Source organism: Kitasatospora sp. NPDC088346 (assembly GCF_044740765.1).
Taxonomy (GTDB): domain Bacteria; phylum Actinomycetota; class Actinomycetes; order Streptomycetales; family Streptomycetaceae; genus Kitasatospora.
In genome coordinates this window covers 1-23478 of sequence record NZ_JBIURH010000059.1, presented here as the reverse complement: position 1 = coordinate 23478, position 23478 = coordinate 1, and the positions used below count along the sequence as shown (strand labels likewise).

Here is a 23478-nt window from a genome sequence, read left to right as displayed (position 1 = left end):
GATGACCACCGCCACCTCGCACGCCATCGGCGGCGCCGTCCCCCGCCAGCGCACCGGAATCGCCGCCATGGCCCACGACTCCTGGGTCGTCGCCAAGCGCAACCTGCGCCGGATGACCCGCATCCCGGAGATCGTGGTCTTCGGGCTCATGCAGCCGGTGATGTTCGTCCTGCTGTTCTCGTACGTCATGGGCGGGGCGATCCAGATCCCCGGCACCACGGCCAGCTCCTCGACGTACACGCAGTTCCTGATGGCCGGCATCTTCGCGCAGACCGTCACCTTCGCGGTCGCCGGCGCCTCCGCGGGCATCGCCGAGGACATGACCAAGGGCCTGGTCGACCGCTTCCGGTCCCTGCCGATGACCCGCTCCGCGGTGCTGGTCGGGCGCACCCTGGCCGACCTGGTGCAGACCGCGTTCACGCTGCTGGTGCTGGCCCTGGTCGCGCTGCTGGTCGGCTGGCGGATCCACGAGGGCTTCCCGAAGGCGCTCGCCGCGTTCGGGCTGCTGCTCCTGCTGGGCTACGCGTTCTCCTGGATCGGCGCGCTGATCGGCCTGTCCGTGCGCAGCCCCGAGGCGGCCACCTCGGCCGGCCTGATCTGGCTGTTCCCGCTGACGTTCATCTCGAACGCCTTCGTGCCGGTCAGCTCGATGCCGTCCTGGCTGCAGCCGATCGCCTACTGGAACCCGTTCAGTGCCACCGTGCAGGCCTGCCGCGACCTGTTCGGCAACCAGGTCGGCCCGACGCCGGACTCCTGGCCGATGCAGCACTCGGTGATCGTCTCGGTGGTCTGGTCGCTGATCATCATGGCGGTCTTCTCGTGGCTGTCGGTGCGCAAGTACCGCTCCGCGGTCGGGTGACGAGGCACCGTACGCCGGAGGGCCGTACGCCGGAGCGGCCGTGACGCACGCGTCACGGCCGCTCCGGCGTCTGCGGGGTCAGCCGTTGTAGGGCTTGGCCTCAAGGATCTTCACGGTGGCCTTGCGGCCGTTCGGCAGCTCGTAGGTGGCGTCCGCGCCGACCTTCTTGCCGTTGATGCCGCGACCGAGCGGGGACTGCGGCGAGTACACGTCGAGCGTGTCGTCGGTCACCTCGCGCGAGGCCAGCAGGAACTCCATGGTGTCGTCCGGGTCGCCGTCGAAGGCGACCGTCACCAGCATGCCGGGGGCCACCACACCGGAGTCGGCGGGGGCCTCGCCGACCTTGGCGCGCTCCAGCAGCTGGGTCAGCTGGCGGATCCGGGCCTCGGTCTTGCCCTGCTCCTCCTTGGCGGCGTGGTAGCCGGCGTTCTCCTTGAGGTCACCTTCCTCACGGGCGGCCTCGATCTTCTGGGCGATCTCGACGCGCCACGGCCCGGTCAGGTACTCCAGCTCGGTCTTCAGCTGGTCGTAATGGGCCTGAGTGAGCCAGGTCACGTCATCGCTGGTCTGGGTCACAGGTGCTCCTCGTCGGTACTGGGCGGTGCTGAGGGTTTTCGTCAGCAGGTGGGGCGATATCGGTCGTACTACAAAGCAACGCCCGCTTCCGAGCCGGAGGCCGGGAAGGGGCGAAACCACGAGCCTAACAATTTCCGTCTCCCGGCGGGAGGGAGATGGACGGAGCGTGAGCGCTCGGTTGCGCCGGGGTGGACCGGGCTCCCCGTACCGGTTCCCGCCCGACGCCTCGAATATGCGCCCGAAAGGGTGACTTGCGCAAAAGGCCCCAGTCGGGCCGCGCTCACTTGGCGGGCGTGCAGCCCAGCAACTCGGCGGTGGTGCCCCGGGCGGTGGTGCGCAGCGTGACGACCGCGGTGTAGCTGTCGCCCTCGGCCGGGACGGGGAAGTCGTGCTGGCCGACCACCGTGCCGTCCGCGGCCCGCGAACGCACCGTGCAGACGCCCGCGACGCCGTCGCCCTTGCTGACCGAGAGCTGGAGCTGGACCTCGCTGTCGGAGACCGCCTCGAAGGTGGGGACCGAGCCGTTGATCGTGGTCTCGCGCAGCAGGTACGAGCCGCCGAGCCAGCCGAACAGGCCCAGGAAGAGCACGCCGCAGACCACCGCGGCCGTCCGCAGTCTGCGGTCGGCCTCCTGGTCCGTGCGGCGGCTGTAGCGGCCCTCGGGCAGCCCCGGGGTGGTCCTGGTGCGGGAGGCCATGGTGGGCTCGGTCCTTTCGCCGACGGGCCCTAGGTCGGCAGCGGGAATCGACGGGCCCTCCAGTCCGTCACTATAGGAGGGGCACGTCCGCCACAGGCGGCGGGGGAGCCGCCCGACGAACCGGACATACCTGGAAGGAACCAGGCGTTGACTGAGCAGTTGCGACTGATGGCGGTACACGCGCACCCGGACGACGAGTCCAGCAAGGGCGCGGCCACCATGGCCATGTACGTGTCCCGGGGGGTGGACGTCCTGGTCGCCACCTGCACCGGGGGGGAACGCGGTTCCATCCTGAACCCCAAGCTCCAGGGCGACTCCTGGGTCGAGGAGAACATCCACGAGGTGCGCCGCAAGGAGATGGACGCGGCCCGCGAGATCCTCGGCGTCGACCAGGCCTGGCTGGGCTACGTCGACTCCGGCCTGCCCGAGGGCGACCCGCTGCCGCCGCTCCCGGAGGGCTGCTTCGCGCTCCAGGACGTGGACGAGGCCGCCGGTGCGCTGGTCCGGCTGATCCGCGAGTTCCGCCCGCACGTGATCACCACGTACGACGAGAACGGCGGCTACCCGCACCCCGACCACATCATGACCCACAAGATCAGCATGGTGGCCTTCGACGCCGCCGGGGACCCGGACGCCTACCCCGAGGCAGGGGCGCCCTGGCAGCCGCTGAAGCTCTACTACAACCACGGCTTCCCGATGGGCCGGATCCGCGCCCTGCACGCCTACCTCACCGAGCACGGCATCGACTCCCCGTACGGTGAGTGGATCGAGGGCTGGGAGAAGAGCGGCCGGGCCGAGCGCGAGATCACCACCCGGGTGAAGTGCGACGACTGGTTCGAGATCCGGGACAAGGCGCTGATCGCGCACGCCACCCAGATCGACCCGGACGGGCCGTGGTTCCGCGTCCCGCTGGACGTCCAGCGGGAGGTCTGGCCGACCGAGGACTACGAGCTGGCCAAGTCCCACGTCGACACCGACCTGCCCGAGGACGACCTCTTCGCCGGCGTCCGCAAGTAGCCGCACCCGCACGACACGCACCACCCCGGTGACCCGGCCCGTGTAGGGCCGGGTCACCATGGAGAGATGAGTACCCCCGTGACCCTCACCAACCTCGCCACCGGGCTCGCCCTCGACGAGACCAAGGTGACCCCCGGCCTGCTGGGCTTCGTCGTCTTCGCGGCCCTGGGCATCGCCACCTGGTTCCTGCTGAAGTCGATGAACACCCGCTTCAAGAAGATCGACTTCGTCGAGGAGCCCGAGACCACCGAGAAGTGACCGGCCCGGGCCTGCGCCTGTCGCGCCCGGGAGGCCTTCGGGGCGACGCGTGCCGGTCCGGCCTGCCCGCGACGCGGGCCCCTCTGCTCGCGGCTCGGCTCGGCCTGCCGCCGCCGCCACGGCCGCCGCTCACCGCGACGAAGGCGGCCTGAGGCGTTCGTGGGGGTGGAGCGCACGGGGTGCGCGTGCTGCCGCCGGCCGGGTGGGCGGCCTGCCGCTGGCGCCAGTGAACTCGCAAACGCGGTAGTCGGCGGTGCTCACGCCGCTCTGATGATCACGCGGTTTCCGCAGAGCCTCGACCGGTCGTCGCGGTCGGAGGTCAGGGCGATCACGGGGGCCGCGACGCGGAGCGCGAGCGCGGCGACGAGGGCGTCGATCGCATACCTGTGCCCGGGCAACCCGCCTGCGTCTCGAAGCAGCCCCACTGCGGTCAGGGAATCCGCCTGACCGACCGGTTCCACCCGCAGCCGGGAGAGCACCCACTTCGAGCGCGCCAGATCGGTCTTCTCCTGCACAGCTTCAACGACGGTCAGCGCAGACACCGGGACGGGAACCCCGACCTGCCGGGATGCCTCGATGCGAGCCGCCATCCCACGGTCATTGCGCAGGAGCGGGGAGAGCGCCCCGGAGTCGAGCACCAGCGAGCGGGCCGGCTGCTCCTTCACGCAGCGCCTCGTTCGACAACACCGGCGATCTCGTCTCCGACGTCACGCCGGTGATGTCCGCCAGCTGACCCGTCGCCACGTCCGGCCGTCGATCGGCGGCTACCCCGCGAACGGGCTCTGGGGCATCGAGCACACCGCGAACGCACAGCGGGCGGGAGCCGTGGAATCCGTGCAACCCGGGGGCGGCCGATAGGCGGTGCCGTGGCCGGCGGTACCTCGGGTGGCAAGCCTTCCCGGAGTGCCGCCGGTACTCGGGCGCATCGGACCGTCGTTTCGACAGTCGTTCCGTCGCCCGCCATGAGTAGGGTGGCGGCGTGAATCGTCTCGCGAACGCGACGTCGCCCTACCTGTTGCAGCACGCCGACAACCCGGTGGACTGGTGGCCCTGGGGCCCCGAGGCCTTCGCGGAGGCGGAGCGGCGCGGGGTGCCCGTGCTGCTGAGCGTGGGCTACGCGGCTTGCCACTGGTGCCAATGACTTAACACAACCAGGTAGTCCTGACCTGGGGTGTTGTCAGGGGGTAGTTGCGTGGACACGTACGATGAGGAACTGGGTAAGAGCATAGAGGCTTGGGTGGAGGCCGAACTGGCCGCCTCGCCCGAGTGGGGGCCCGAGAAGTACGACATCATCCGCCAGCGGTTGGAGGGCAGCGAGCCCGCTGTCGCCGCTGAGGAGTATGGGCGCGGAGCCGCAGTCTGCGGCCCACGCGTGAGTGTCGTGGGAGGGGACTGGTCAGTCCCCTCCCACGACACTCACGGTAACCGTGAGGATGAGCGGCGAGCCTGGCTCGGCCGACCTGCCGGGTGTCCGCCGCCAGGATCAAGCAATGGGGTGGCACAGAGCGATCCACAGCGCGGACGCGACCTGAGTCCATCCGTGACCGGTCTTGGTGTCGTCGCGCGTCTCGTCCGCGACCACGAAGCCGTGCTCCTCCAACTGCCGCACGGCGTGGTCCCGGGGTAGAACCGCCACTTCGCCGTCGATGGCGATCAGGCGCTGGCCGGGGTCGTCGGGGTGGGCTTTGACGAGGGTGTCCGCTGAGCCGAGGTCTTCCGGTCCGGCCAAGACGGCACGGTCCGGGCTGATGATGTTCAGCGTCCACCGCCCGCGGAAGGCCGAGACCTCGGGCGACCAGTGGCGAGAGTCCGGCGCCGATGTCATGCCCCCATGCCGCGAAAACCCCGCCGCCGTGGCCAGTAGTCGGACACTCGGAGTCGGGCCTCCGGGCGGCCGTCGCTGGCCCACAGATCGGCCCCCTGCCCGCGGCCCCCGCCGCGCTGCCGCTGGACGGGGTGGTGTCAGGCCAGGTCAGCGATGGTGAGGTTGACGACCTGGGAGTGCGTGCTGGGGTTCCCGGCCAGGTCGGTGACCATACCGAGGGCTTCGAGGTCCGTTACCAGGACGTGGCCCGGCTCTCGCCGGTCGGGCGGCACCACGTCAACATGCTCGGCTGGTCCTCCTTCCAACTGCCGTAGCTGCCCGGTGGCCTGCGGCCCCTGCGCGAGCCGGACGCAGACCCAGGGTGAGCTGGCGGGGAGACTCGCGACAACTGCCGGTTCGCGGGTGACGCCGGTAGGCGATGAGGCGGAGTCCGGCCGGGGCGGGCCCGGCCGGACGCCGCTCGCAGGTCAGACCGTGGCGTAGAGGGGGCCGTCCGGACTGGCGCCCGCCGGGGCCGGGTCGTCGTCGCCGTCTGAGACCCACCCGCCGCTGTCTGCGTCCCACGTGCCGTAGTAGATATCGAACTTGACCTTGGCACCCTTAGGGAGGTCGCCAGTGCCGCGAACGTAGTCGTACATCATGATGTAAAGCGTGAAGGTATGGTCGTCCTCGCATTCGAGATCGAAGAGGCCCAGAGACTCATACGAGGGCGTCACCTTTTTTGCAGATCCCCGGTAGGGTCCGGGTACCGGGCAGGTGCCGCTCCAGACACTCGCGCGGTCGTAGGGCCCCAGTGTCTTCTCCAAGCGGTCGAACTTGATCGACCACTGCGGTGCCCCGTCCGCGGCCGGTGCCGCAGCCTGTGCGGGAACAGCGATGCCGAGGACGGCTGCTGCGGCTGTAGCGGCAACTGCCGCACGCCGGAGATGGTTCATCAGGAGATTCCTGTCGACACGGCCCCGACCGTTTCGGGGCGCCACCCACCCCAGCATGATCACTTCGACCCCTGGAACGGCCGTGAAGCGCCACGCTTCACCCCAACGAACGCCAGCCGCGCCCGCCCGGCACTCCACACCGGCTCACCTGCCCCTTTCCCCACCCCACCGCCGCCTTCGTGTCGGCGGCGCGCGGCGGCCCCGGAGCCGGGCGTCGGCGTCCAGTCAGCGCCTGCTGTCGCCGGCGCGAGCAGGCCGGTCAGCTCGGCGATCGTCTCCGGCGACGGCTGAAGTAGTGGCGGACATTCCCGGGCGGCGGTCGCCTACCTCGTCAGGGTGATCGGGGTGCAGGAGGGGCCGGCGCAGCCGACGATCTGGTTCTGGTCGATGGGCAGGAGGCGGCTGCTGCGGACCGCGGGGAACTGCTCGGTGGCGGGCCTGGCGGTGTACTCGGCGAGGACGGCCCCAGTGGCGTCCACGACGGTGATTACGGAGGGCACGACCGTCTCGCCGGTGACCACCAACTGCGGGACGCGCCCGGTGTAGGCGATTCCTCGTTACTCACAGGGCCCCAAGGTCGGCCGTGACAGGGAAAGGCGCGGTGGCCTTCACGGTGCCGGTGAACACCTCGCCGTCCCGGTAGGCCCTGTTGGCCGGGTCGAGGACGTAGGTGTAGACGACCGGAACGCCGGTGGCGGACTGCTCGATGCGCCAGTAGAAGGGGATGCCGGCCTTGGCGTATTGGTCCACCTTCACGATCCGGTCGGTGGTCTCTGACCCCGGGGACACGACCTCGACGACCAGCAGCACGTGCTCGGGGCGGGTGGGTGTGAAGTCGATGGTCTCCGCCCGGTAAACGGTGATGTCCGGGCGGCGGTTGGTGAGCGGCACGTCCTGCAAGCGGACGTCGAAGTCCGTGTCGGCGTTCCAGTCTGGGCCCGCGGCGGTGTCCAGGGCATTGGCCAGGAGCCGAGCCAGCCGGTTGTGCCGCTTGGAGGCGCTCGGGCTCACGACGACCATCCCGTCCACGATCTCGATGCCGGCGCATTGCTCCTCGGACCAGGAGTCGTACTGCTCCGCGCTGATCTGCGTGTGCATCCACGCGGGCGCCACCATCTCGGCGGTCATGAAGTACCTCCTTCGAGGATGCGGTGCTGCTCGACTCAGCGTACTGCCCGCTTCCAGTCGGGCACCGGCTTTGGGTCGGGGCAGAACCTCCAGCGTCCGCAGGGCGACCTGGGTGCAAAAGGGGCGATCCGCATTCACCACGTGATGGCGCATGAGTGCAAATCGGCCAAGTAGGGCGGGGGCTTGCGGGCCGAACCGGCAGGGCCGTGTCGGCGTGAGAGGCTGGGTCTCATGAACCGGTTGGCTGGTGTGACCTCGCCTTATCTGCTTCAGCACGCTGACAATCCGGTCGACTGGTGGCCGTGGGGACCCGAGGCGTTCGAGGAAGCGAAACGGCGTGATGTACCCGTTCTGCTATCGGTCGGTTACGCTGCGTGCCACTGGTGCCACGTGATGGCCCACGAGTCCTTCGAGGACGAGGCGGTCGCGGAGTACGCCAACGCGCACTACGTCGCGGTGAAGGTCGACCGCGAGGAGCGGCCGGACGTGGACGCCGTGTACATGGAGGCGGTCCAGGCCGCGACCGGGCAGGGCGGCTGGCCGATGACGGTGTTCCTGACCCCGGACAAGGAGCCGTTCTACTTCGGCACCTACTTCCCGCCCGAGGCCCGGCACGGGATGCCGGGTTTCCGGCAGGTGCTGGAGGGCGTGAGCGCCGCGTGGCGGGACCGCCGTGAGGAGGTCGGCGAGGTCGCCGCCCGGATCCGTGCCGAACTCGCCGAGCGAGCCTCGGTCTACGGCGCCGCCGCCCACCACCCGCCCGGCGACGCGGACCTGCACCAGGCGCTGGTCGGCCTCAGCCGCAGCTTCGACGAGAAGAACGGCGGCTTCGGCGGTGCCCCCAAGTTCCCGCCGTCCATGGTGATCGAGTTCCTGCTCCGCCACCACGCCAGGACCGGCTCCGAGGCCGCCCTGGAGATGGCCGCACGCACCTGCGAGGCGATGGCCCGCGGCGGCCTCCACGACCAGCTCGGCGGAGGTTTCGCCCGTTACGCGGTCGACGCCGGGTGGGTCGTGCCGCACTTCGAGAAGATGCTGTACGACAACGCGTTGCTGCTGCGGGCCTACCTGCACCTGTGGCGCGCCACCGGCGACGAGCGGGCCCGCCGCACCGCGCTGGCCACCGCCGACTTCCTGCTGCGTGAACTCCGCACCCCCGAGGGCGCGTTCGCCTCCGCACTGGACGCGGACTCGCCCGACCCGGTGACCGGTGAGTCCAGCGAGGGCGCCTACTACGCCTGGACGCCCGAGCAGCTGACCGCCGTCCTCGGCCCCGAGGACGGCGCGCTCGCGGTCGAACTCTTCGAGGTCACCGGTACGTTCGAGCACGGCAGTTCGGTGCTCCAGCTGCTCCGCGACCCGGCCGACCCCGAGGCGTTCGAGCGGATCCGCACCCGGTTGCTGGCCGCCCGTGCCGAACGGCCCGCGCCCGCCCGCGACGACAAGGTGGTCGCCGCCTGGAACGGCCTGGCCGTCGCCGCCCTCGCCGAGACGGGCGCCCTGCTGGACCGCCCCGACCTGGTCGAGGCCGCCGAGCGCGCCGCCGACCTGCTGCTCGCCGTCCACCTCACCCCCGAGGGCCGGCTGCTGCGCACCTCCCGGGACGGCCGCCCCGGCTCCAACGCGGGTGTGCTGGAGGACTACGCCGACACCGCCGAGGGCTTCCTCGCGCTGTACGCCGTCACCGGTGAGAGCTCCTGGCTCGACCTGGCCGGTGGTCTGCTGGACACCGTCCTGGCGCACTTCCTGGACGAGGCGTCGGGCGCGCTCTACGACACCGCCGACGACGCCGAACAGCTGATCCGCCGCCCGCAGGACCCGACCGACAACGCCACCCCCGCCGGCTGGACGGCCGCCGCCGGAGCCCTGCTCGGCTACGCCGCGTACACCGGCTCCGAGCGCCACCGCACCGCGGCCGAGCGGGCGTTGGGCATCGTGGGGGCGCTCGCCGCCAAGGCGCCGCGGTTCGTCGGCTGGGGCCTGGCGGTCGCCGAGGCGCTGCTGGACGGGCCGCGCGAGGTGGCCGTGGTCGGCCCGGCGGGTGACCCGGCCACGGCGGCCCTGCACCGCACCGCGCTGCTCGGCACGGCCCCCGGGGCGGTGGTCGCGGTGGGCGCGGCCGGCACCGATGACGTCCCGCTGCTGGCCGGCCGGCCGCTGCTCGGCGGGCGCCCCGCCGCGTACGTCTGCCGGCACTTCACCTGCGACGCCCCGACGGCGGACGCCGGTGAGCTGGCCGACCGGCTGGGCGCCCGGCCGGCGGACTGACGGCGGACCGACGGCGGCCGACGGCGCCGGCTCGATGCGCGAGGGCCCCGGCCCGGACCTGGTGGTCCGGGCCGGGGCCCGCCGGGTTTCCGGCCGTCAGGGCGCCTGGTAGCCGAGCAGGTCCACGACCAGGTGGACGGGGGCGGTGCCGGCGTTGAGGAGGGAGACCTTGCCGTCCTTCACCTTCACCACGACCTGGTTGGCGACGGTTTCGCCGGCCGACCAGTTGAGGTTGGAGGTGCCCGGGACGGCGCCACCGGCCGGGTAGGCCGTCAGGTGCCCGGCGCTGCCGGGCTCGGTGACGGTCACGTTCAGCGTCACCGAGGTCGGGTTCGGCATCTCGCCGAGCGACACGTCGAGCCGGCCGCCCGCCGGGACGACGCCCGCCGGGCGGACGAGCGAGCCCTCGGAGTAGCTGTCCTCGCGGGTGTCGACCAGACGCCACGGCCCGAGCGGCCGGAAGGTGTCGCGGCCGGTGCTGCCGTAGTGGCCGGCGAGGTCGGCGACGAGGTCGATGGTGCCGGCGGAGGCGTTGTGGAAGGAGACCTTGCCGTCCTTGAGGGGCAGGGTGACCAGGTTGGCGACGGTCTTGCCGGTGGTCCAGTTGAGGTTGGAGGTGCGGGGGAGTTCGTCGCCGTGCGGGTAGGCGGTGAGGTGGCCGTCCTGGGTGGTGTCGGTGACGGTGACGTTGAGGGTCACGGCGGTGGCGTCGGCCGGGATGCCGTGGGTGCCGGCGATCTGGAGGTCGAGGGTGCCCTGGGCGGGGACGGTGGCCTGCGGGGCGCCGGTTCCGTCCCGGGTGTCCAGGATCCGCTGCGGGTCGACCGCGGTGAAGACACTGCCGAAGTCCTGGAACTCCGCGGCGCCGCGGTCGCGGATGCCCCTGCCGGTACCGGTGTTGGGCACGACCGGGTCGTCCACCGCGTGCCAGCCCCAGGCGTCCACGTCCAACATGCCGGGCGCGTTCTCGTCCGCCGAGTCGATGACCGGGGAGAGCGGCTTGGCCGGGTCCTTGCTCGCGGAGCTGGGGTCGGCGAAGGCGTCGTGGGCGCCCTGGCCGGTGGCCTCGGTGAAGGCGGCGCGGTCCCGGTAGGTGGCACCGGACCAGTCGTAGGCCGGGCCGCCGCTGAGCGGCGAGACCACGTTGTAGTCGACCTTGGTGCCCTGCACCGAGGACGCGGCGACGGTGATCCCGGCGTCGGGGGCGCCGGCCGCGCACGGCGGGCCCCATTCGCGGACGGTGCTGATGACGCTGTTCTCGACGACGGCCCCCGTGGAGGCGCCCTCCAGGACGAGACCCTTCACACAGCCCATGGTGACGGTGTTGCTGACCACGACGGTGCCGGGCGCGTCGCTGACCAGGATGCCGCTGGTGTCGTAGCCGCTGTTGCCGGTGATGACGTTGGTCGACAGCACGGTGCCGGTCGAGTTGCCGTCGACCCGCAGGACGGGACCGCGGACGTAGCCGAACTGCGCCCGGGTGTAGCTCACGTCGCGCGAGGCGCCGGTGATCCGGACGTTCCCGGACCAGGGGTTCACGGACCGGAAGGCGATGTCGTGGCCGCCGTCCACCAGCACCGACTCGCTCGGGGCCGGGCCGTTGACGGCGAGGTCCTGGAAGCGGACGTGCTCGGCGCCGCGGACCACGAGGGCGGTGCGGGTGGGCTGCCACGAGCCGAGGACGGCCCGGGAGTCGGGGTTGTCGACGTCGAAGGACGCCCGCGGAAGGTGATCGGCGCCTCGGCGGTGCCCGAGCGGGTGACGGTCACCTGCTCGTCGTAGGTGCCGTCGGCGATCGCGACGGTCTGGCCGGGGTTCACGACCGCGGCCGCCGCGGACACCGTGCAGAACGGTGCCGCGGAGGTGCCGCCGCCGGTGTCGGTGCAGTGGGCACCGGCCGCGTTGTTGACGTAGAGCGTGACCGCCTCGGCACCGGCCGCTGCCGGGGCCAGGGCGGGCAGGCCGGCACCGAGCAGCGCGGTGCCGACAAGAGCCGCGATTCGGTTCTTGTTGATGGGATTCCCCCCCCCAGAGGAACGGGCGGGCGGCCGCCTGGCGCGGCGGGCCCACGATGCCCGGGAACAGAAGATCGAACACAGAGCTGACGGATCATCGCATGCGGCCGACCCGGTCGTCATACGGGATTTCCGCGCGGTGACCACCCGGTGACGACCCGGGGTCCGCCCGCCCGTCCACCTGTCCGTCCACCTGCCCGTCGACCCGTCCGTCCGTCCGGGCGTGCTACTCCCAGTCCCAGCGGATGCCCAGCAGGCAGGGCGGCAGCCCGGCGGCCACCAGGTGCACGCCGTGGTGCCCGTCCAGGGTCAGCTCCTCGGTCTCGTGCGGCCGGGCCCCGGGGGAGCGGCTGGCGAAGCGGTGGCAGCGGACGGGCAGCGCGTCGGGGTGGAAGGTGACCTGGAGGACGTACTGGCCGGCGCCGGCGTTGAAGCCGCGGACGTACTCGTCGCTGGGGGCCGGCCCGGGCGCGTCCTCGAAGCCGTAACCGAGCAGGTGGGTGTCGCCGGTGCGCAGCCGCCGGTCCAGCAGGAGTTCGGCGACCAGCAGGCCGGCCTGCGGGTCGCGGCGGATCCGGCCGGGCCGGCAGTTCTCCTCGGTGCGCAGGGCGACCCGGGTGATGTCGCAGCCGGGGTCGCCCTGGTAGATCGCCAGGTAGCGGTCGATGCCGTCGCGGTGGGCCCGCAGCACGTGCTGCGAGCTGCGGCGCAACTGGCGGCGGTCGGCGCCGACGCTGATCCGTTCGATGTGGGTGACGGTGTGCAGGGCGGTGCAGGCGGGCCCGGCGATGGTGGCGAGCAGGCCGTCCACGGCATCGGCCGGGCCGATCAGGTCGCGGTACGGGCGGGTGGCCGGGCCGACCGCCGGCGGTTCGGGGGTGCGGCGGGGGCCGAGCAGCCGGGTCAGCGAGTGGGCGGGCAGGTCGAGTACGTCCTCCAGCAGTTGGACGGCGCGCAGCGACTCGGGCCGCTCGGGCCGGCGCCGGCCCTGCTGCCAGTAGCTGAGGCTGGTCAGGCCGATGTGGACGCCGCGGCGGGCCAGGTGCTGCTGCACCCGGTGCAGGGCCAGTCCGCGGGCGGTGATGGCGGTGCGCAGGGCGAGGTGGAAGGGGCCGGTCCGCAGGGCTGCGGCCAGTTCCGGCGGGACGGTCTGCTGCATGGCTGCCTCCGGCGCGTGGCTGCCTCCCGGACTGAGGGTGAATATTCACACCTGGGCGGCGGGTTGTCACCAGGCCCGGAGAACGCCGCAGGTCGGGGCGGTTCCGTTCACACCCGGCCGGGGCCGTTCACACCAGGATCCCCTTGCGCTCCAGCCCCGTTGACCCTGCTCGGTCAACGCCGGATGCTCGGTGCAGCGTCCGGACGCCACCCCCACATCCCCACTCCTGCGTAGCCGCAGGGAGGAGATCCCCCATGCCAACACCCCGGACACGCCTGCGCCGCGCGGTCGCCGCGTTCGCGCTGGGAGTCCTGGCGCCGACCCTGACGGTGGCCGCGGCCACCCCGGCCGGCGCCCGCACCCGAGCGGCGGAGGTTCCCGCCCCCACCCCCGCCCCCGCTTTCGGCTCCGACGCCGCCTCCGGTCCGACCGCCCCCACCGGTTCGACCGCGCAGGCCGCGCAGACCGCCCAGACCGTGCAGACCGCCACCTGGCGCAGGCTCGACATCACCATGCAGCAACAGCAACAGAGCAACTGGTGCTGGGCCGGCAGCGGCAACACGGTGGCCGCGTACTTCGGTCACAACTACAGCCAGAACCAGTTCTGCAACGCCGCCTTCAATCGCTCGATCAACTCCAGCTGCCCCAACAACCAGGCCACGCTGGGCAACGTGCAGACGGCGCTGAACTGGATCGGCATCAACCCGGGCTCGTACGTCACGGGTTACCTGCGCTACTCCGCGGTGCAGAGCGAGATCGACGCCGACCGCCCGGTGGAGACCCGGATCCAGTGGAGCTCCGGCGGCGGCCACATGCAGCTGATCTACGGCTACGACACGGCGAACAACTGGGTGTACTGGGGCGACCCGTGGCCCTCCAGCGCCCGCTACAACTGGGCGGACTACTGGTACTACGTCAGCAACGGCTCGTTCTCCTGGACCCACTCCCTCTATCGGATCGGCGCGTGAGGAGACGGTCATGACCGACACCCGGAACACCCTGCGGCGGGCCGTCGCCTGCACCGCCCTCGTCGTGGGCCTCGCCTCGGCCGCCGTCGCGCCCGCCCTCGCCGCGCCCGTCCCCGCCGCGCCGGCGCCCGCCGAGCCGACACCGGCCGACCTGGCGGCCGCCCGCGCCGCCGTCCAGAGCCCGGCCGTGCTCGACCGGCTGGGGCACTTCTTCGCCCGCAAGGGCGTCCCGCCGGGCGGGCCGTTCGCCGTCGCCCCGGCCGACGAGGCGCGTGCCGCGGAGCTGGCCGCGCCCCGGCTGACCGGGGAGAGCGCCGCGGTGTACACGCTCGGCGCGGGCTTCGTGGCCGGCACCGCCGGGGCCCCGGTGGCCACGGCCGACTTCGTCGCCAGCAAGGCCGTCTCCTCGGACGGGCAGAGCGCCTCGGTCTGGACCGTCCGGCAGGGCGGCGGCTGGCGGGTGGTCAACATCGCCACCGGCGGCGACGAGACCGACTACCCGGCCAGGGCGGCGGCCGGCGGTGGCGGCACCGCCTTCCGCGAACCGCAGCTGGACGCCTGGTACGTGCTGCGCGGCGGCCGGGTGCTCCCGCTGGACGAGGACGCCCGTCGCTCGGTGGGCGCGGACGGGGTCAGCCTGGCCGCGTACCAGGAGCTGGTGCACCGGCGGTACGGCGACAAGCTCCCCGGCAGCGCCTACGACCGCACGGGCACCGGCGGCGGCTTCGACGCGCGGGCCGCCGCCGGTGCCCCCGCGACGGACCGGCTGCCGCTGCTGACGGCCGGTGCGGCGCTCGGTACCACCCTGGTGGCCGCTCTCGCGCTGGTCCGCCGGCGCCGCGCGGCCGTCCGCGGGCGGTAGCGGAGACCGGGCGCGCAGGACGGGGAACGGCCGGGCGGCTGCGGGTACGAGGGGCCCGTGCCGCCCGGCCGTTCCCCTGCGACGCGCGCGGCCGGGAGCGGCCCCGCGGACCCGGACCGTCCCGGTCCGGCACATTTATTTGATGCGGAGTTGACCCCCCGTTCGCCCCGGAGCGTGTTCCGGCTGTCACCTTGGGTGGGGAGGGGGCCCGGCCCGCGGGTCCCGGGTCATACGGCGGAGAGGTGCCGATGGCGATCAGGCGCACGCAGTTCTGGGGCACGGTGCTGGCGCTCGCCGCCGCGCTGGCGGTGGTGGTCGGCTACCTGCTGGGCGGTCCGCGGACGGTCTGGCTGGTGTCCGCGGCGGAGGTGCTGCTGGTGATGGTGCACGTCGCGGTGCGCTTCCGCGCCCGGGCGCACGTACGGACGGCGGGCGAAGGGCCCGAGGCGGCGCACTGCGAGCGCTGCCGTCGGGCCCGGGAACGGCTGGACGCGAGGGTGTCAGCCGGTGGTGCTGTACGCGATCAGTGAGATCCCGACGTACTGCACGATGAACGCGCCGAGGGTCAGGGCGTGGAAGACCTCGTGGAAGCCGAACCAGCGGGGTGAGGGGTCCGGCCGCTTGAGGCCGTAGACCAGCCCGCCCAGGGTGTAGAGCACCCCGCCGACCACGATCAGGGTCATCACGGTCACGCCGCCGGTGCGCAGGAAGTCGGGCAGGAAGAACACCGCGGCCCAGCCGAGCGCGACGTAGCACGGGGTGTAGAGCCAGCGCGGAGCGCCGACCCAGAACACCCGGAAGCCGATCCCCGCCAGCGCGCCGCCCCAGACCAGCCAGAGCAGCACCTGGCGTGCGGTGCCGTGCAGGAGCAGGACGGTGAACGGGGTGTAGCTGCCCGCGATGATCAGGAAGATGTTCGCGTGGTCCAGCCGGCGCAGCACCGCGTCGCCGCGGGGGCCCCAGTCGAAGCGGTGGTAGACGGCGCTGATGCCGAACAGCAGCCAGGCGCTGACCGAGTAGACCGTGCAGGCCACCCGCGCGGCGGTGGAGTCGGCCAGACAGATCAACACGATGCCGGCGGCCAGCGAGGCCGGGAACATCCCGGCGTGCAGCCAGCCGCGCCACTTGGGTTTGGGCGGCTCCGACGCCGTCGCCAGCTCCGGATCCGCGGTCACGAGCCCCTCCTCAGTCATGGCCGCCATCCTACTTACGGAACCGTAGGTTACTAGTCCGTAGGTAGTGGTGATCGTCACTTTTAGACGTTCTGGAGTGTTGGACTCGCCTGTCGATCGCCGTTCGAGTGGCCTGGAATGCCTTGTTACTGGCTGGTAGATAGCCGGTCTGTAGTAAAACTTCGGCCAATACTGCCGATCTGCCAGAATTCCGAGCCCCTTTCGGAGCTACGCTGCTACCACCCTCAACCCCCCGCGATGCCGTCTCCTGGCCGAGATGGTGTGAAACGGAGCGATCGTGTCGTACGAGAACTCTGCTCTCAGCGCATCCGCGCCCACCCGTCACAAGCGCCTGCTGGCCTGGGTGAGCGAGATCGCGGAGCTGACCCAGCCCGACCGCATCGAGTGGTGCGACGGTTCCGAGGAGGAGTACCTGCGCCTCGCCGAGCTGCTGGTCGCCCAGGGCACCTTCAGGAAGCTCAACGCCGAGAAGCGGCCGAACTCCTACTACGCCGCCTCGGACCCGACGGACGTGGCCCGCGTCGAGGACCGCACCTACATCTGCTCCGAGCAGGAGAAGGACGCCGGCCCGACCAACAACTGGAAGGCCCCCGCCGAGATGCGGGAGGTCTTCGCCGGCGCCGACGGCCTCTTCAAGGGCGCGATGAAGGGCCGCACGATGTACGTCGTGCCGTTCTCGATGGGCCCGGTCGGCTCCCCGCTGGCCGCCTACGGCGTCGAGATCACCGACTCCGCCTACGTGGCCGTGTCGATGCGCGTCATGACCCGCATGGGCCAGGCCGTCATCGACCAGCTCGGCGAGGACGGCGAGTTCGTCAAGGCCGTGCACACCGTCGGTGCCCCGCTGGCCGAGGGCGAGGCCGACGTCGCCTGGCCGTGCAACACCACCAAGTACATCTCGCACTTCCCGGAGACCCGCGAGATCTGGTCCTTCGGCTCCGGGTACGGCGGCAACGCCCTGCTCGGCAAGAAGTGCTACGCGCTGCGCATCGCCTCCACGATGGCCCGCGACGAGGGCTGGCTGGCCGAGCACATGCTCGTCCTCAAGCTCACCCCGCCGGCCGGTGCCACGGGCGAGGCCGAGCCCAAGTACGTGGCCGCCGCCTTCCCGTCCGCCTGCGGCAAGACCAACCTGGCGATGCTCCAGCCGACCATCCCGGGCTGGAAGGTCGAGACCATCGGCGACGACATCGCCTGGATGCGGTTCGGCGCCGACGGCCAGCTGTACGCGATCAACCCGGAGGCCGGCTTCTTCGGCGTCGCCCCCGGCACCGGCGTGGACACCAACGCCAACGCGATCGACACCCTCTGGGGCAACACCGTCTTCACCAACGTCGCGCTCACCGACGACGGCGACGTCTGGTGGGAGGGCCTCACCGAGCAGCCCCCGGCGCACCTGACGGACTGGCGCGGCAACGACTGGACCCCCGAGTCCGGCACCCCGGCCGCCCACCCCAACGCCCGCTTCGCGGTGCCGGCCTCGCAGTGCCCGACCATCGCCCCCGAGTGGGAGGACCCGGCGGGCGTGCCGATCTCGGCCATCCTCTTCGGCGGCCGGCGCGCCACCGCCGTCCCGCTGGTCACGGAGTCCTTCGACTGGCAGCACGGCGTCTTCCTCGGCGCCAACATCGCCTCCGAGAAGACCGCCGCCCAGGAGGGCACCGTCGGCGAGCTGCGGCGCGACCCGTTCGCGATGCTGCCGTTCTGCGGCTACAACATGGGCGACTACTTCGGCCACTGGCTGAAGCTGGGGGCCCAGGCGGACGCGGCCAAGCTGCCGAAGATCTACTACGTCAACTGGTTCCGCAAGAACTCCGCCGGCAAGTTCGTCTGGCCGGGCTTCGGCGAGAACGCCCGCGTGCTCAAGTGGATCGTCGAGCGCCTCGACGGCCGGGGCGAGGGCGTGGAGACCCCGATCGGCGTGCTGCCGACCGTGGACTCCTTCGACCTCGACGGCCTGGACATCCCGCAGGCCGACCTCGACCTGCTGTTCTCCGTGGACGCCGACATCTGGCGCCAGGAGGCCGCGCTCGTCCCGGCCCACCTGGAGCTGTTCGGCGAGCACACGCCGACCGAGCTCTGGGACGAGTACCGCGCCCTGGTGAAGCGCCTCGGCTGACCCTCGGCTGACCCGCCGGCACAACGAGCCCCCGCCGCCCCCGCCCTGACCGGGGGCGGCGGTGTGCTGTCTGCTGCCTGCTGTGTGCTGTGTCCTCGCCCGTTCGCCTCCGGGCGCTCGTGGCCCGGCGGCGGCACTCCTCGCTCCGGCGCTCGCTGCGCTCGCTGGTCCCTCGTCGCTTCCGCCGCCGGCGCGCCCTTCGGCTCAGGGCGGGGGGCGGCGGGCAGCCGTTCGGGTCAGGGCTGGGCGTAGCCGCTCAGGAAGTCGCCGATGCGGGTGACGGCGTCGGTGATCTCCTCGGGGCGGGGGAGCGTGACCAGCCGGAAGTGGTCCGGGTCGGGCCAGTTGAAGCCGGTGCCCTGGACGATCAGTATCCGCTGGGAACGCAGCAGGTCGAGGACCATCTGCGCGTCGTCCTTGATCTTGTAGACGTGCGGGTCGAGCCGCGGGAACGCGTACAGCGCGCCCTTGGGCTTGACGCAGCTGACGCCGGGGATCTCGTTCAGCAGCCGGTACGCCGCGTCGCGGGACTCCAGCAGGCGCCCGCCCGGCAGCAGCAGGTCCTTGATCGACTGGCGGCCGCCGAGCGCCGCAGCCACCGCGTGCTGCGCGGGCATGTTGGCGCACAGCCGCATCGAGGCCAGCACGGTCAGGCCCTCGATGTAGCTGCGGGCGCGGTGCCGGTCGCCGGAGAGCACCATCCAGCCGGAGCGGAAGCCCGCCACCCGGTACGCCTTGGACATGCCGTTGAAGGTGACGCAGAAGAGGTCCGGCGCCAGGGTGGCCAGTGGGACGTGCTCGGCGTCGTCGTAGAGGATCTTGTCGTAGATCTCGTCCGCGTAGACCACCAGCTGGTGGCGGCGGGCGATCTCGACGATCCCCTCCAGCACCTCGCGCGGGTACACCGCGCCGGTCGGGTTGTTGGGGTTGATCACCACGATGGCCCGGGTCCGGTCGGTCACCTTGGCCTCGATGTCGGCCAGGTCCGGGTACCACTCGGACTGCTCGTCGCAGCGGTAGTGCACGGCGGTGCCGCCGGCGAGGCTGACCGAGGCCGTCCACAGCGGGTAGTCGGGGGCCGGGACGAGCACCTCGTCGCCGTCGTCCAGCAGGGCGGTCATGGCGAGCTGGATCAGCTCCGAGACGCCGTTGCCGAGGAAGACGTCCTCGACGGACAGGCCGTGCAGCCCGCGGTCCTCGTAGTGCATGACCACGGCGCGGCGGGCGGCGAGCAGGCCCTTGGAGTCCCCGTAGCCGTGGGCGCCGGCGAGGTTCTTCAGGATGTCCTGGAGGATCTCGGGCGGGGCCTCGAAGCCGAAGGCGGCGGGGTTGCCGGTGTTCAGCTTGAGGATGCGATGACCCTGGTCCTCCAGTCGCATCGCCTCGTCGAGCACCGGGCCGCGGATGTCGTAGCAGACATTGGCGAGCTTGCTGGACTGGATGACCTGCATACCCGACTACTTTACGGCGCCGTTACGCGGATCATCGAGTGGGCTTGGCCACAGGTCACCCGCTCGGGGAACCACCGCCCGACGACTGCCCGACGACTGCCCGGCGACGAGCCCGACGGCCGTCCCGACGGTACGGCCCGGGGCGGTTTCCCGTGCCGTACGGGCCGTGGCCGTTAGGCTCGGTCCGGTTCGCGCGGAGGGGGAGACCGTGATCGCGGTGTTGGTCGGGGCGGTGGCGGGACTGCTGGCGGCCCCCGGGCTGCGGGCGGCGACCGCCCGGTACGCGGTGGCGCCCGGCGAGCCGTGGTGGGAGTGCTGCCCGACGGGCCGTCTGCTGCGCCGGCCGGACGGCGGGTGTCCGCGCTGTGGCGAGCGGGCCGGCCCGGCCGCCTGGCTGGTCGAGGCGGTGGCGGCGGTGGTCGGCGGTGCGGTCGGCGTCGTGGCCGGCGCGGCGGCGTACCGGCCGAGTGCCCTCCCGCTGGTCTGGGTGGGCCTGTTCGGGGTGGTGCTCGCCCTGGTCGACGCGCGGGTCTTCCGGCTGCCGGACGTGCTGACCCTGCCGCTCGCCCTGGGCACCGCCGTCCTGCTGCTGCTCACCGAGGACCGCGGGGGCGTGCTGCTGCGCTGCCTGTACGCGGCGCTCGCGCTCGGCGGGGTCTACCTCGCGCTCGCCCTGGTCGCCCCGATCGGCCTCGGCGACGTCAAGCTCGCGCCCCCGCTCGGCGCGCTGCTCGGCTGGTACGGCTGGCCGTCGGTGTTCGGCGGCTTCGTGCTGACCTTCCTGCTGGCCGGCGCCTGGGGTGTGGTGCTGCTGGTCACCCGCCGCGCGGGCCGGGGCGACGACCTGCCGCTCGGTCCGTGGATGCTGCTCGGCACCCTGCTGGCGGTGCTCGCCGCCGGGTGACGGCCGGAGCCCGTCCCCGCCGGTGCGACGGTGGGGACGGACTCCGCGGCGGCGCGCACCGCCCCACCCTCAAGGGGCGTCGCGCCGGGGGGAGTTACGGCATGGCGTGGGCGTGGGCGCCCACGTTGGTGGAGAAGTCGTTGCCGTTGGCGGCGTCCCAGTTGGTGGACCAGGTCATCGCGCCGCGGATGGTCGGCCACTTGGCCGGCGGGACGAAGCTGCCGCAGTGGGTGCCGGCGGCCAGGCAGTCGAGCGCGTTGTTGACCACGGTCGAGTTGACGTAGCCGCCGCCCGCCGCGCGGGTGGACGCCGGGACGCCGATGCCGACCTGGTCGGGCCGCAGGCCGCCCTGGATGTGGGTGCAGACCTGCGCGGTGATGAAGTCGACGGTGCCCTGGGTGTAGACCTTGCCGTCGCAGCCGTTCATGCCGCCCGAGTTGTAGAACTGGGTGTTGACGACGGTGAGGATGTCCTTGGTGTTCAGCGCCAGCTGGAAGTAGTTGCCGGCGGTGGAGTACATCCCGATCGTCTCGGGCGCCATGGTCAGGACGAAGCCCTGGCCGACCTTGCTCTGCAGGGTGTGCAGGGACTGCGCCATCCAGACCGGGTCGACGCCGTTCTCCAGGTCGATGTCGACGCCGTCGAAGCCGTACTGCTGGATCAGCGCGTACGCGGTGTTGGCGAAGGTGGTCGCCGCGGCGGCGTTGTTCACCACGATGGTGCCGTTCTGGCCGCCGATCGACAGCACGACCTTCTTGCCGGCCGCGTGCTTCGCGGCGATGTCGGCCTTGAAGTCGGCGTCGGAGTAACCGCCGAGCTTGCCGGCCAGGGCCGGGTCGAGGGTGAAGCTGATGCCGCCGGCGGTGGTGGTCGCGTCCGCGAAGGAGACGGCGATGATGTCGTACGCGCTCTGCACGTCGCGCAGCCGCTGCACGGTGGCGCCGTTGTCGAAGTTCTGCCAGTAGCCGGTCAGCGCGTGCTTGGGCAGGCCGGTGCCGGGCTGGCCGGTGGAGGTGGCCGTCGGGGACGGCGAGGTCGGGGCGCTGCTGCTCGCGGACGGCGAGGGCGAGGCGGTGGCCGACTGCGACGCGGAGGCGGACGGCGTCGGCGAGGCGGGCGTGCTGCTGCCGCCGGTGGGCGTCGGGGAGGCGGTGCCGCCGGGGCCGGTCAGGGTGATGTCGTCCGCGGCGTAGGCGGCCTGCCCGTACCAGCCGTGCACGTACAGCGTGACGCTGGTGGTGCCCGCGCCGGTGGTGAAGGTGCTGGAGAGCTGGTTCCAGCTGCTCTGGCTGGACCAGCTGCTCGGGTCGGTGCCGCCGGTCCCGCTCGCGCCGAGGTAGACGTACGGGCCCTGGACCCAGCCCGCCAGGGTGTAGGTGGAGTTGGGCAGCACGCTGACGGTCTGGCGGCACTCGGCGGTGTCCGAGGCGCTCGGAGTGGCGTTCAGCGCGTACGAGCCCGAGTGCGCCGGGGTGCCGGCCTTGGCGGTGCCGGTACAGGTCCAGCCCGAGAGGCTGCCCGACTCGAAGCCGCCGTTGGTGACCAGGTTGCCGACCGCCGCGCCGGCGCCGCCCGCGAACAGCGCGAGGCCGGTGCCGGCCAGGGCGAGGGCGGTGGCGCCCGCCGCGAGGGCGGTCGGGACGGAACTGCGCCGGCGCCGGTGGGACGGCTGCTGCAGCGTACGGTCCATGGGCGAACTCCTGAGGAGGAGGGGGAGCCGCCGCGGTGGGGGTCGCGGCGGCTCCGTGTGGGGGAGGGAAGGTTCGCAGCGGAGCTTGTGGGGGCGGGCGGGTCGGGGCCGCCGTGTCCTGGGTCACAAGCTGGACTAGACCAATGGGGGTCGTCAAGGAGCCCGACCCAGGCTTAGGGGTCGTTTAAGGAAGCGGATACCTTTCCGTGTCCGAGCTCGGCGTGCTCGCGACCGGGCGCATCCGAACGGTTTCGCGACGCGCTTGTGACACCTTCGGTACCTGCGGCTTTACCGTGACGCACCCTGCGGGAGTAGGCTGCGCCGGGGGATTTCGCACCCGGGGGTAAAGAGCTCGGAGGGGCAGTACGACATGGGTCTGCGCGACGTGGTCGAGCGCACGCCAGGGCTGCGCACCCTGCTGGACAACGCGTACCGGCTGTACGGGCGCCGGGTCGAGGTGCACCTGGCCAACACGCCCAACCACATCGGCGTGATCCTGGACGGCAACCGCCGCTGGGCCAAGGCCACCGGGGGCACCACCGCCGACGGTCACCAGCGCGGTGCGGACAAGATCAGCGAGTTCCTCGGCTGGTGCGACGAGACCCACGTCCAGGTGGTCACCCTCTGGATGCTCTCCACCGACAACCTCTCCCGGCCGGCCGACGAGCTGGTCCCGCTGCTCGGGATCATCGAGGACACCGTCCGCCGGCTGGCCGCGGACGGTCGCTGGAAGGTCAACCCGGTCGGCGCGCTGGACCTGCTGCCGCAGCGGACCGCGGACACCCTCAAGGAGGCCGCCCAGGCCACCGCCCACGTCCGGGGCATCACCGTGAACGTGGCCGTCGGCTACGGCGGCCGGCACGAGATCGCGGACGCCGTCCGCTCCCTCCTCCAGGACCACGCCGGCCGCGGCACCTCGATCGAGGAGCTCGCCGAGATCCTCTCCGTCGAGCACATCGCCGAGCACCTCTACACCACCGGCCAGCCCGACCCGGACCTGATCATCCGCACCTCGGGCGAGCAGCGGCTGTCCGGCTTCCTGCTCTGGCAGAGCGCGCACAGCGAGTTCTACTTCTGCGAGGCCTACTGGCCCGCCTTCCGGAAGGTCGACTTCCTGCGGGCGCTGCGCGACTACCAGTTGCGCAACCGGCGGCTCGGGCTCTGACGGGCGTCGCTCCCGGGGCCGGCCGGAGCCCGGGTCGCGCGCCGGGCGCCCCCGAGTGGTGCGCGCTGACGCCCGGTCAGTCTGAATACCCGCAGGCCAGCGCGCCAAACGTTCATCATTTGTGATCCCGCCGTTCTTCCGCGCGGGCATGCACCGGGCCGACCCTGGGAATAAGACCAGTCAAGACCGGTACCCCGGCCACCGGGGTCGCGGGGACCGGTGAGCCGCGGGTGACGCTGGGTCATCCGCTCTGGAGGCCTAGTGGTCAGTTCCAAGAGCCGCCGGACACCAGACCGGCGCACGTACGTTCTCGACACCAGCGTGCTCCTGGCAGACCCCCTAGCCATGACGCGCTTCGAGGAGCACGAGGTCGTCCTCCCGGTGGTGGT

24 protein-coding genes and 1 pseudogene are annotated in these 23478 nt (G+C 72.0%); 13 read left to right on the top strand and 12 right to left on the bottom strand.

Translation table 11 applies throughout. The features are described from left to right. Position 1 precedes the first annotated feature (1 nt). Positions 2 to 859, top strand: a complete 858-nt coding sequence (locus ACIOFR_RS37235) for an ABC transporter permease (protein WP_401004491.1) — start codon at positions 2 to 4, stop codon at positions 857 to 859. Positions 860 to 937: 78 nt separating this feature from the next. On the opposite strand, the gene greA is transcribed toward ACIOFR_RS37235, so the two are convergent. Then, positions 938 to 1435, bottom strand: coding sequence for a transcription elongation factor GreA (greA, locus tag ACIOFR_RS37230; protein WP_401004490.1), 498 nt, complete (start codon positions 1433 to 1435; stop codon positions 938 to 940). Positions 1436 to 1715: 280 nt separating this feature from the next. Continuing rightward, complete coding sequence (locus ACIOFR_RS37225; protein ID WP_401004489.1) at positions 1716 to 2132, bottom strand: DUF4307 domain-containing protein; 417 nt, start codon at positions 2130 to 2132, stop codon at positions 1716 to 1718. A 147-nt stretch (positions 2133 to 2279) separates the two neighbouring features. Between ACIOFR_RS37225 and mca the strand changes: the two genes are divergently transcribed. Continuing rightward, the gene (mca, locus tag ACIOFR_RS37220) at positions 2280 to 3149 is read left to right on the top strand and encodes a mycothiol conjugate amidase Mca (RefSeq protein ID WP_401004488.1); all 870 of its coding nucleotides are present in this window, start codon (positions 2280 to 2282) and stop codon (positions 3147 to 3149) included. Between the two features lie 66 nt (positions 3150 to 3215). Continuing rightward, positions 3216 to 3407 (top strand): hypothetical protein, encoded by a 192-nt coding sequence (locus ACIOFR_RS37215; RefSeq protein WP_401004487.1) that lies wholly within the window; start codon positions 3216 to 3218, stop codon positions 3405 to 3407. A 257-nt stretch (positions 3408 to 3664) separates the two neighbouring features. Here the strand turns inward: ACIOFR_RS37215 and ACIOFR_RS37210 are convergent, their stop codons facing one another. Then, on the bottom strand, positions 3665 to 4072 hold the full coding sequence (locus ACIOFR_RS37210; RefSeq protein WP_401004485.1) for a PIN domain-containing protein: 408 nt from the start codon (positions 4070 to 4072) through the stop codon (positions 3665 to 3667). 314 nt (positions 4073 to 4386) lie between these two features. Between ACIOFR_RS37210 and ACIOFR_RS37205 the strand changes: the two are divergent. Further along, a pseudogene (locus tag ACIOFR_RS37205) lies at positions 4387 to 4542 on the top strand (DUF255 domain-containing protein); the annotation flags it as partial. A gap of 348 nt (positions 4543 to 4890) precedes the next feature. Here ACIOFR_RS37205 and ACIOFR_RS37200 read toward each other — a convergent pair. Further along, the gene (locus ACIOFR_RS37200) at positions 4891 to 5232 is read right to left on the bottom strand and encodes a hypothetical protein (protein ID WP_401004483.1); all 342 of its coding nucleotides are present in this window, start codon (positions 5230 to 5232) and stop codon (positions 4891 to 4893) included. A 176-nt stretch (positions 5233 to 5408) separates the two neighbouring features. Here ACIOFR_RS37200 and ACIOFR_RS37195 point away from each other — a divergent pair, with 176 nt between their 5' ends. After that, positions 5409 to 5546 carry a hypothetical protein gene (locus ACIOFR_RS37195; RefSeq protein ID WP_401004517.1) on the top strand — a complete coding sequence of 46 codons (138 nt, stop codon included), beginning with the start codon at positions 5409 to 5411 and terminating at the stop codon, positions 5544 to 5546. Positions 5547 to 5699: 153 nt separating this feature from the next. Here the strand turns inward: ACIOFR_RS37195 and ACIOFR_RS37190 are convergent, their stop codons facing one another. The 3 genes from ACIOFR_RS37190 to ACIOFR_RS37180 all read right to left on the bottom strand — a co-directional run bounded on the left by ACIOFR_RS37190 (position 5700) and on the right by ACIOFR_RS37180 (position 7295). Then, entirely contained in the window at positions 5700 to 6167 is a 468-nt protein-coding gene (locus ACIOFR_RS37190; RefSeq protein ID WP_401004481.1) for a hypothetical protein, read from the bottom strand. A 323-nt stretch (positions 6168 to 6490) separates the two neighbouring features. Beyond that, a complete protein-coding gene (locus ACIOFR_RS37185) occupies positions 6491 to 6646 on the bottom strand; it encodes a hypothetical protein (protein ID WP_401004479.1) in 156 nt (51 codons plus the stop codon). Between the two features lie 82 nt (positions 6647 to 6728). Continuing rightward, entirely contained in the window at positions 6729 to 7295 is a 567-nt protein-coding gene (locus ACIOFR_RS37180; RefSeq protein ID WP_401004478.1) for a Uma2 family endonuclease, read from the bottom strand. Positions 7296 to 7526: 231 nt separating this feature from the next. On the opposite strand from ACIOFR_RS37180, the gene ACIOFR_RS37175 reads away from it, so the two are divergent. Further along, positions 7527 to 9563 carry a thioredoxin domain-containing protein gene (locus ACIOFR_RS37175; RefSeq protein ID WP_401004476.1) on the top strand — a complete coding sequence of 679 codons (2037 nt, stop codon included), beginning with the start codon at positions 7527 to 7529 and terminating at the stop codon, positions 9561 to 9563. A 96-nt stretch (positions 9564 to 9659) separates the two neighbouring features. Here ACIOFR_RS37175 and ACIOFR_RS37170 read toward each other — a convergent pair whose 3' ends face one another. Beyond that, on the bottom strand, positions 9660 to 11210 hold the full coding sequence (locus tag ACIOFR_RS37170; protein WP_401004474.1) for a right-handed parallel beta-helix repeat-containing protein: 1551 nt from the start codon (positions 11208 to 11210) through the stop codon (positions 9660 to 9662). A 594-nt stretch (positions 11211 to 11804) separates the two neighbouring features. Next, positions 11805 to 12737, bottom strand: coding sequence for a hypothetical protein (locus ACIOFR_RS37165; RefSeq protein WP_401004472.1), 933 nt, complete (start codon positions 12735 to 12737; stop codon positions 11805 to 11807). A 254-nt stretch (positions 12738 to 12991) separates the two neighbouring features. Between ACIOFR_RS37165 and ACIOFR_RS37160 the strand changes: the two genes are divergently transcribed. From ACIOFR_RS37160 to ACIOFR_RS37150, 3 genes are all read left to right on the top strand, one after another. Beyond that, entirely contained in the window at positions 12992 to 13705 is a 714-nt protein-coding gene (locus ACIOFR_RS37160; protein WP_401004470.1) for a papain-like cysteine protease family protein, read from the top strand. Positions 13706 to 13715: 10 nt separating this feature from the next. After that, positions 13716 to 14567, top strand: a complete 852-nt coding sequence (locus tag ACIOFR_RS37155) for a hypothetical protein (protein ID WP_401004468.1) — start codon at positions 13716 to 13718, stop codon at positions 14565 to 14567. A gap of 248 nt (positions 14568 to 14815) precedes the next feature. Beyond that, positions 14816 to 15097 carry a hypothetical protein gene (locus ACIOFR_RS37150; protein WP_401004466.1) on the top strand — a complete coding sequence of 94 codons (282 nt, stop codon included), beginning with the start codon at positions 14816 to 14818 and terminating at the stop codon, positions 15095 to 15097. Here the strand turns inward: ACIOFR_RS37150 and ACIOFR_RS37145 are convergent. Continuing rightward, on the bottom strand, positions 15068 to 15760 hold the full coding sequence (locus ACIOFR_RS37145) for a hemolysin III family protein (protein ID WP_401004464.1): 693 nt from the start codon (positions 15758 to 15760) through the stop codon (positions 15068 to 15070). The genes ACIOFR_RS37150 and ACIOFR_RS37145 overlap by 30 nt on opposite strands. 277 nt (positions 15761 to 16037) lie before the next feature. Between ACIOFR_RS37145 and ACIOFR_RS37140 the strand changes: the two genes are divergently transcribed. Then, positions 16038 to 17879 (top strand): phosphoenolpyruvate carboxykinase (GTP), encoded by a 1842-nt coding sequence (locus tag ACIOFR_RS37140; protein WP_401004462.1) that lies wholly within the window; start codon positions 16038 to 16040, stop codon positions 17877 to 17879. Positions 17880 to 18115: 236 nt separating this feature from the next. On the opposite strand, the gene ACIOFR_RS37135 is transcribed toward ACIOFR_RS37140, so the two are convergent. Next, positions 18116 to 19330: a pyridoxal phosphate-dependent aminotransferase gene (locus tag ACIOFR_RS37135; protein WP_371498846.1), complete on the bottom strand. Its 1215-nt coding sequence runs from the start codon at positions 19328 to 19330 to the stop codon at positions 18116 to 18118. 208 nt (positions 19331 to 19538) lie between these two features. On the opposite strand from ACIOFR_RS37135, the gene ACIOFR_RS37130 reads away from it, so the two are divergent. Continuing rightward, entirely contained in the window at positions 19539 to 20234 is a 696-nt protein-coding gene (locus tag ACIOFR_RS37130; RefSeq protein WP_401004460.1) for a prepilin peptidase, read from the top strand. Positions 20235 to 20328: 94 nt separating this feature from the next. On the opposite strand, the gene ACIOFR_RS37125 is transcribed toward ACIOFR_RS37130, so the two are convergent. After that, the gene (locus ACIOFR_RS37125) at positions 20329 to 21924 is read right to left on the bottom strand and encodes a chitinase (protein ID WP_401004458.1); all 1596 of its coding nucleotides are present in this window, start codon (positions 21922 to 21924) and stop codon (positions 20329 to 20331) included. 370 nt (positions 21925 to 22294) lie between these two features. On the opposite strand from ACIOFR_RS37125, the gene ACIOFR_RS37120 reads away from it, so the two are divergent. Together ACIOFR_RS37120 and ACIOFR_RS37115 are read left to right on the top strand one after the other, a co-directional pair. Further along, positions 22295 to 23089 (top strand): isoprenyl transferase, encoded by a 795-nt coding sequence (locus ACIOFR_RS37120; protein ID WP_401004456.1) that lies wholly within the window; start codon positions 22295 to 22297, stop codon positions 23087 to 23089. A 261-nt stretch (positions 23090 to 23350) separates the two neighbouring features. After that, positions 23351 to 23478, top strand: a 128-nt coding sequence (locus ACIOFR_RS37115) for a PIN domain-containing protein (protein ID WP_401004515.1), incomplete at its 3' end; no start/stop codon positions are given.

What these genes read in the sequence shown, in the direction of transcription:
- ACIOFR_RS37235 (WP_401004491.1), top strand. Translation starts at nt 2, where the DNA reads ATGACCACCGCCACCTCGCACGCCATCGGCGGCGCCGTCCCCCGCCAG.
- ACIOFR_RS37225 (WP_401004489.1), bottom strand. Translation starts at nt 2,132, where the DNA reads ATGGCCTCCCGCACCAGGACCACCCCGGGGCTGCCCGAGGGCCGCTAC.
- ACIOFR_RS37215 (WP_401004487.1), top strand. Translation starts at nt 3,216, where the DNA reads ATGAGTACCCCCGTGACCCTCACCAACCTCGCCACCGGGCTCGCCCTC.
- ACIOFR_RS37200 (WP_401004483.1), bottom strand. Translation starts at nt 5,232, where the DNA reads ATGACATCGGCGCCGGACTCTCGCCACTGGTCGCCCGAGGTCTCGGCC.
- ACIOFR_RS37190 (WP_401004481.1), bottom strand. Translation starts at nt 6,167, where the DNA reads ATGAACCATCTCCGGCGTGCGGCAGTTGCCGCTACAGCCGCAGCAGCC.
- ACIOFR_RS37180 (WP_401004478.1), bottom strand. Translation starts at nt 7,295, where the DNA reads ATGACCGCCGAGATGGTGGCGCCCGCGTGGATGCACACGCAGATCAGC.
- ACIOFR_RS37175 (WP_401004476.1), top strand. Translation starts at nt 7,527, where the DNA reads ATGAACCGGTTGGCTGGTGTGACCTCGCCTTATCTGCTTCAGCACGCT.
- ACIOFR_RS37165 (WP_401004472.1), bottom strand. Translation starts at nt 12,737, where the DNA reads ATGCAGCAGACCGTCCCGCCGGAACTGGCCGCAGCCCTGCGGACCGGC.
- ACIOFR_RS37160 (WP_401004470.1), top strand. Translation starts at nt 12,992, where the DNA reads ATGCCAACACCCCGGACACGCCTGCGCCGCGCGGTCGCCGCGTTCGCG.
- ACIOFR_RS37155 (WP_401004468.1), top strand. Translation starts at nt 13,716, where the DNA reads ATGACCGACACCCGGAACACCCTGCGGCGGGCCGTCGCCTGCACCGCC.
- ACIOFR_RS37150 (WP_401004466.1), top strand. Translation starts at nt 14,816, where the DNA reads ATGGCGATCAGGCGCACGCAGTTCTGGGGCACGGTGCTGGCGCTCGCC.
- ACIOFR_RS37145 (WP_401004464.1), bottom strand. Translation starts at nt 15,760, where the DNA reads ATGACTGAGGAGGGGCTCGTGACCGCGGATCCGGAGCTGGCGACGGCG.
- ACIOFR_RS37135 (WP_371498846.1), bottom strand. Translation starts at nt 19,330, where the DNA reads ATGCAGGTCATCCAGTCCAGCAAGCTCGCCAATGTCTGCTACGACATC.
- ACIOFR_RS37125 (WP_401004458.1), bottom strand. Translation starts at nt 21,924, where the DNA reads ATGGACCGTACGCTGCAGCAGCCGTCCCACCGGCGCCGGCGCAGTTCC.
- ACIOFR_RS37120 (WP_401004456.1), top strand. Translation starts at nt 22,295, where the DNA reads ATGGGTCTGCGCGACGTGGTCGAGCGCACGCCAGGGCTGCGCACCCTG.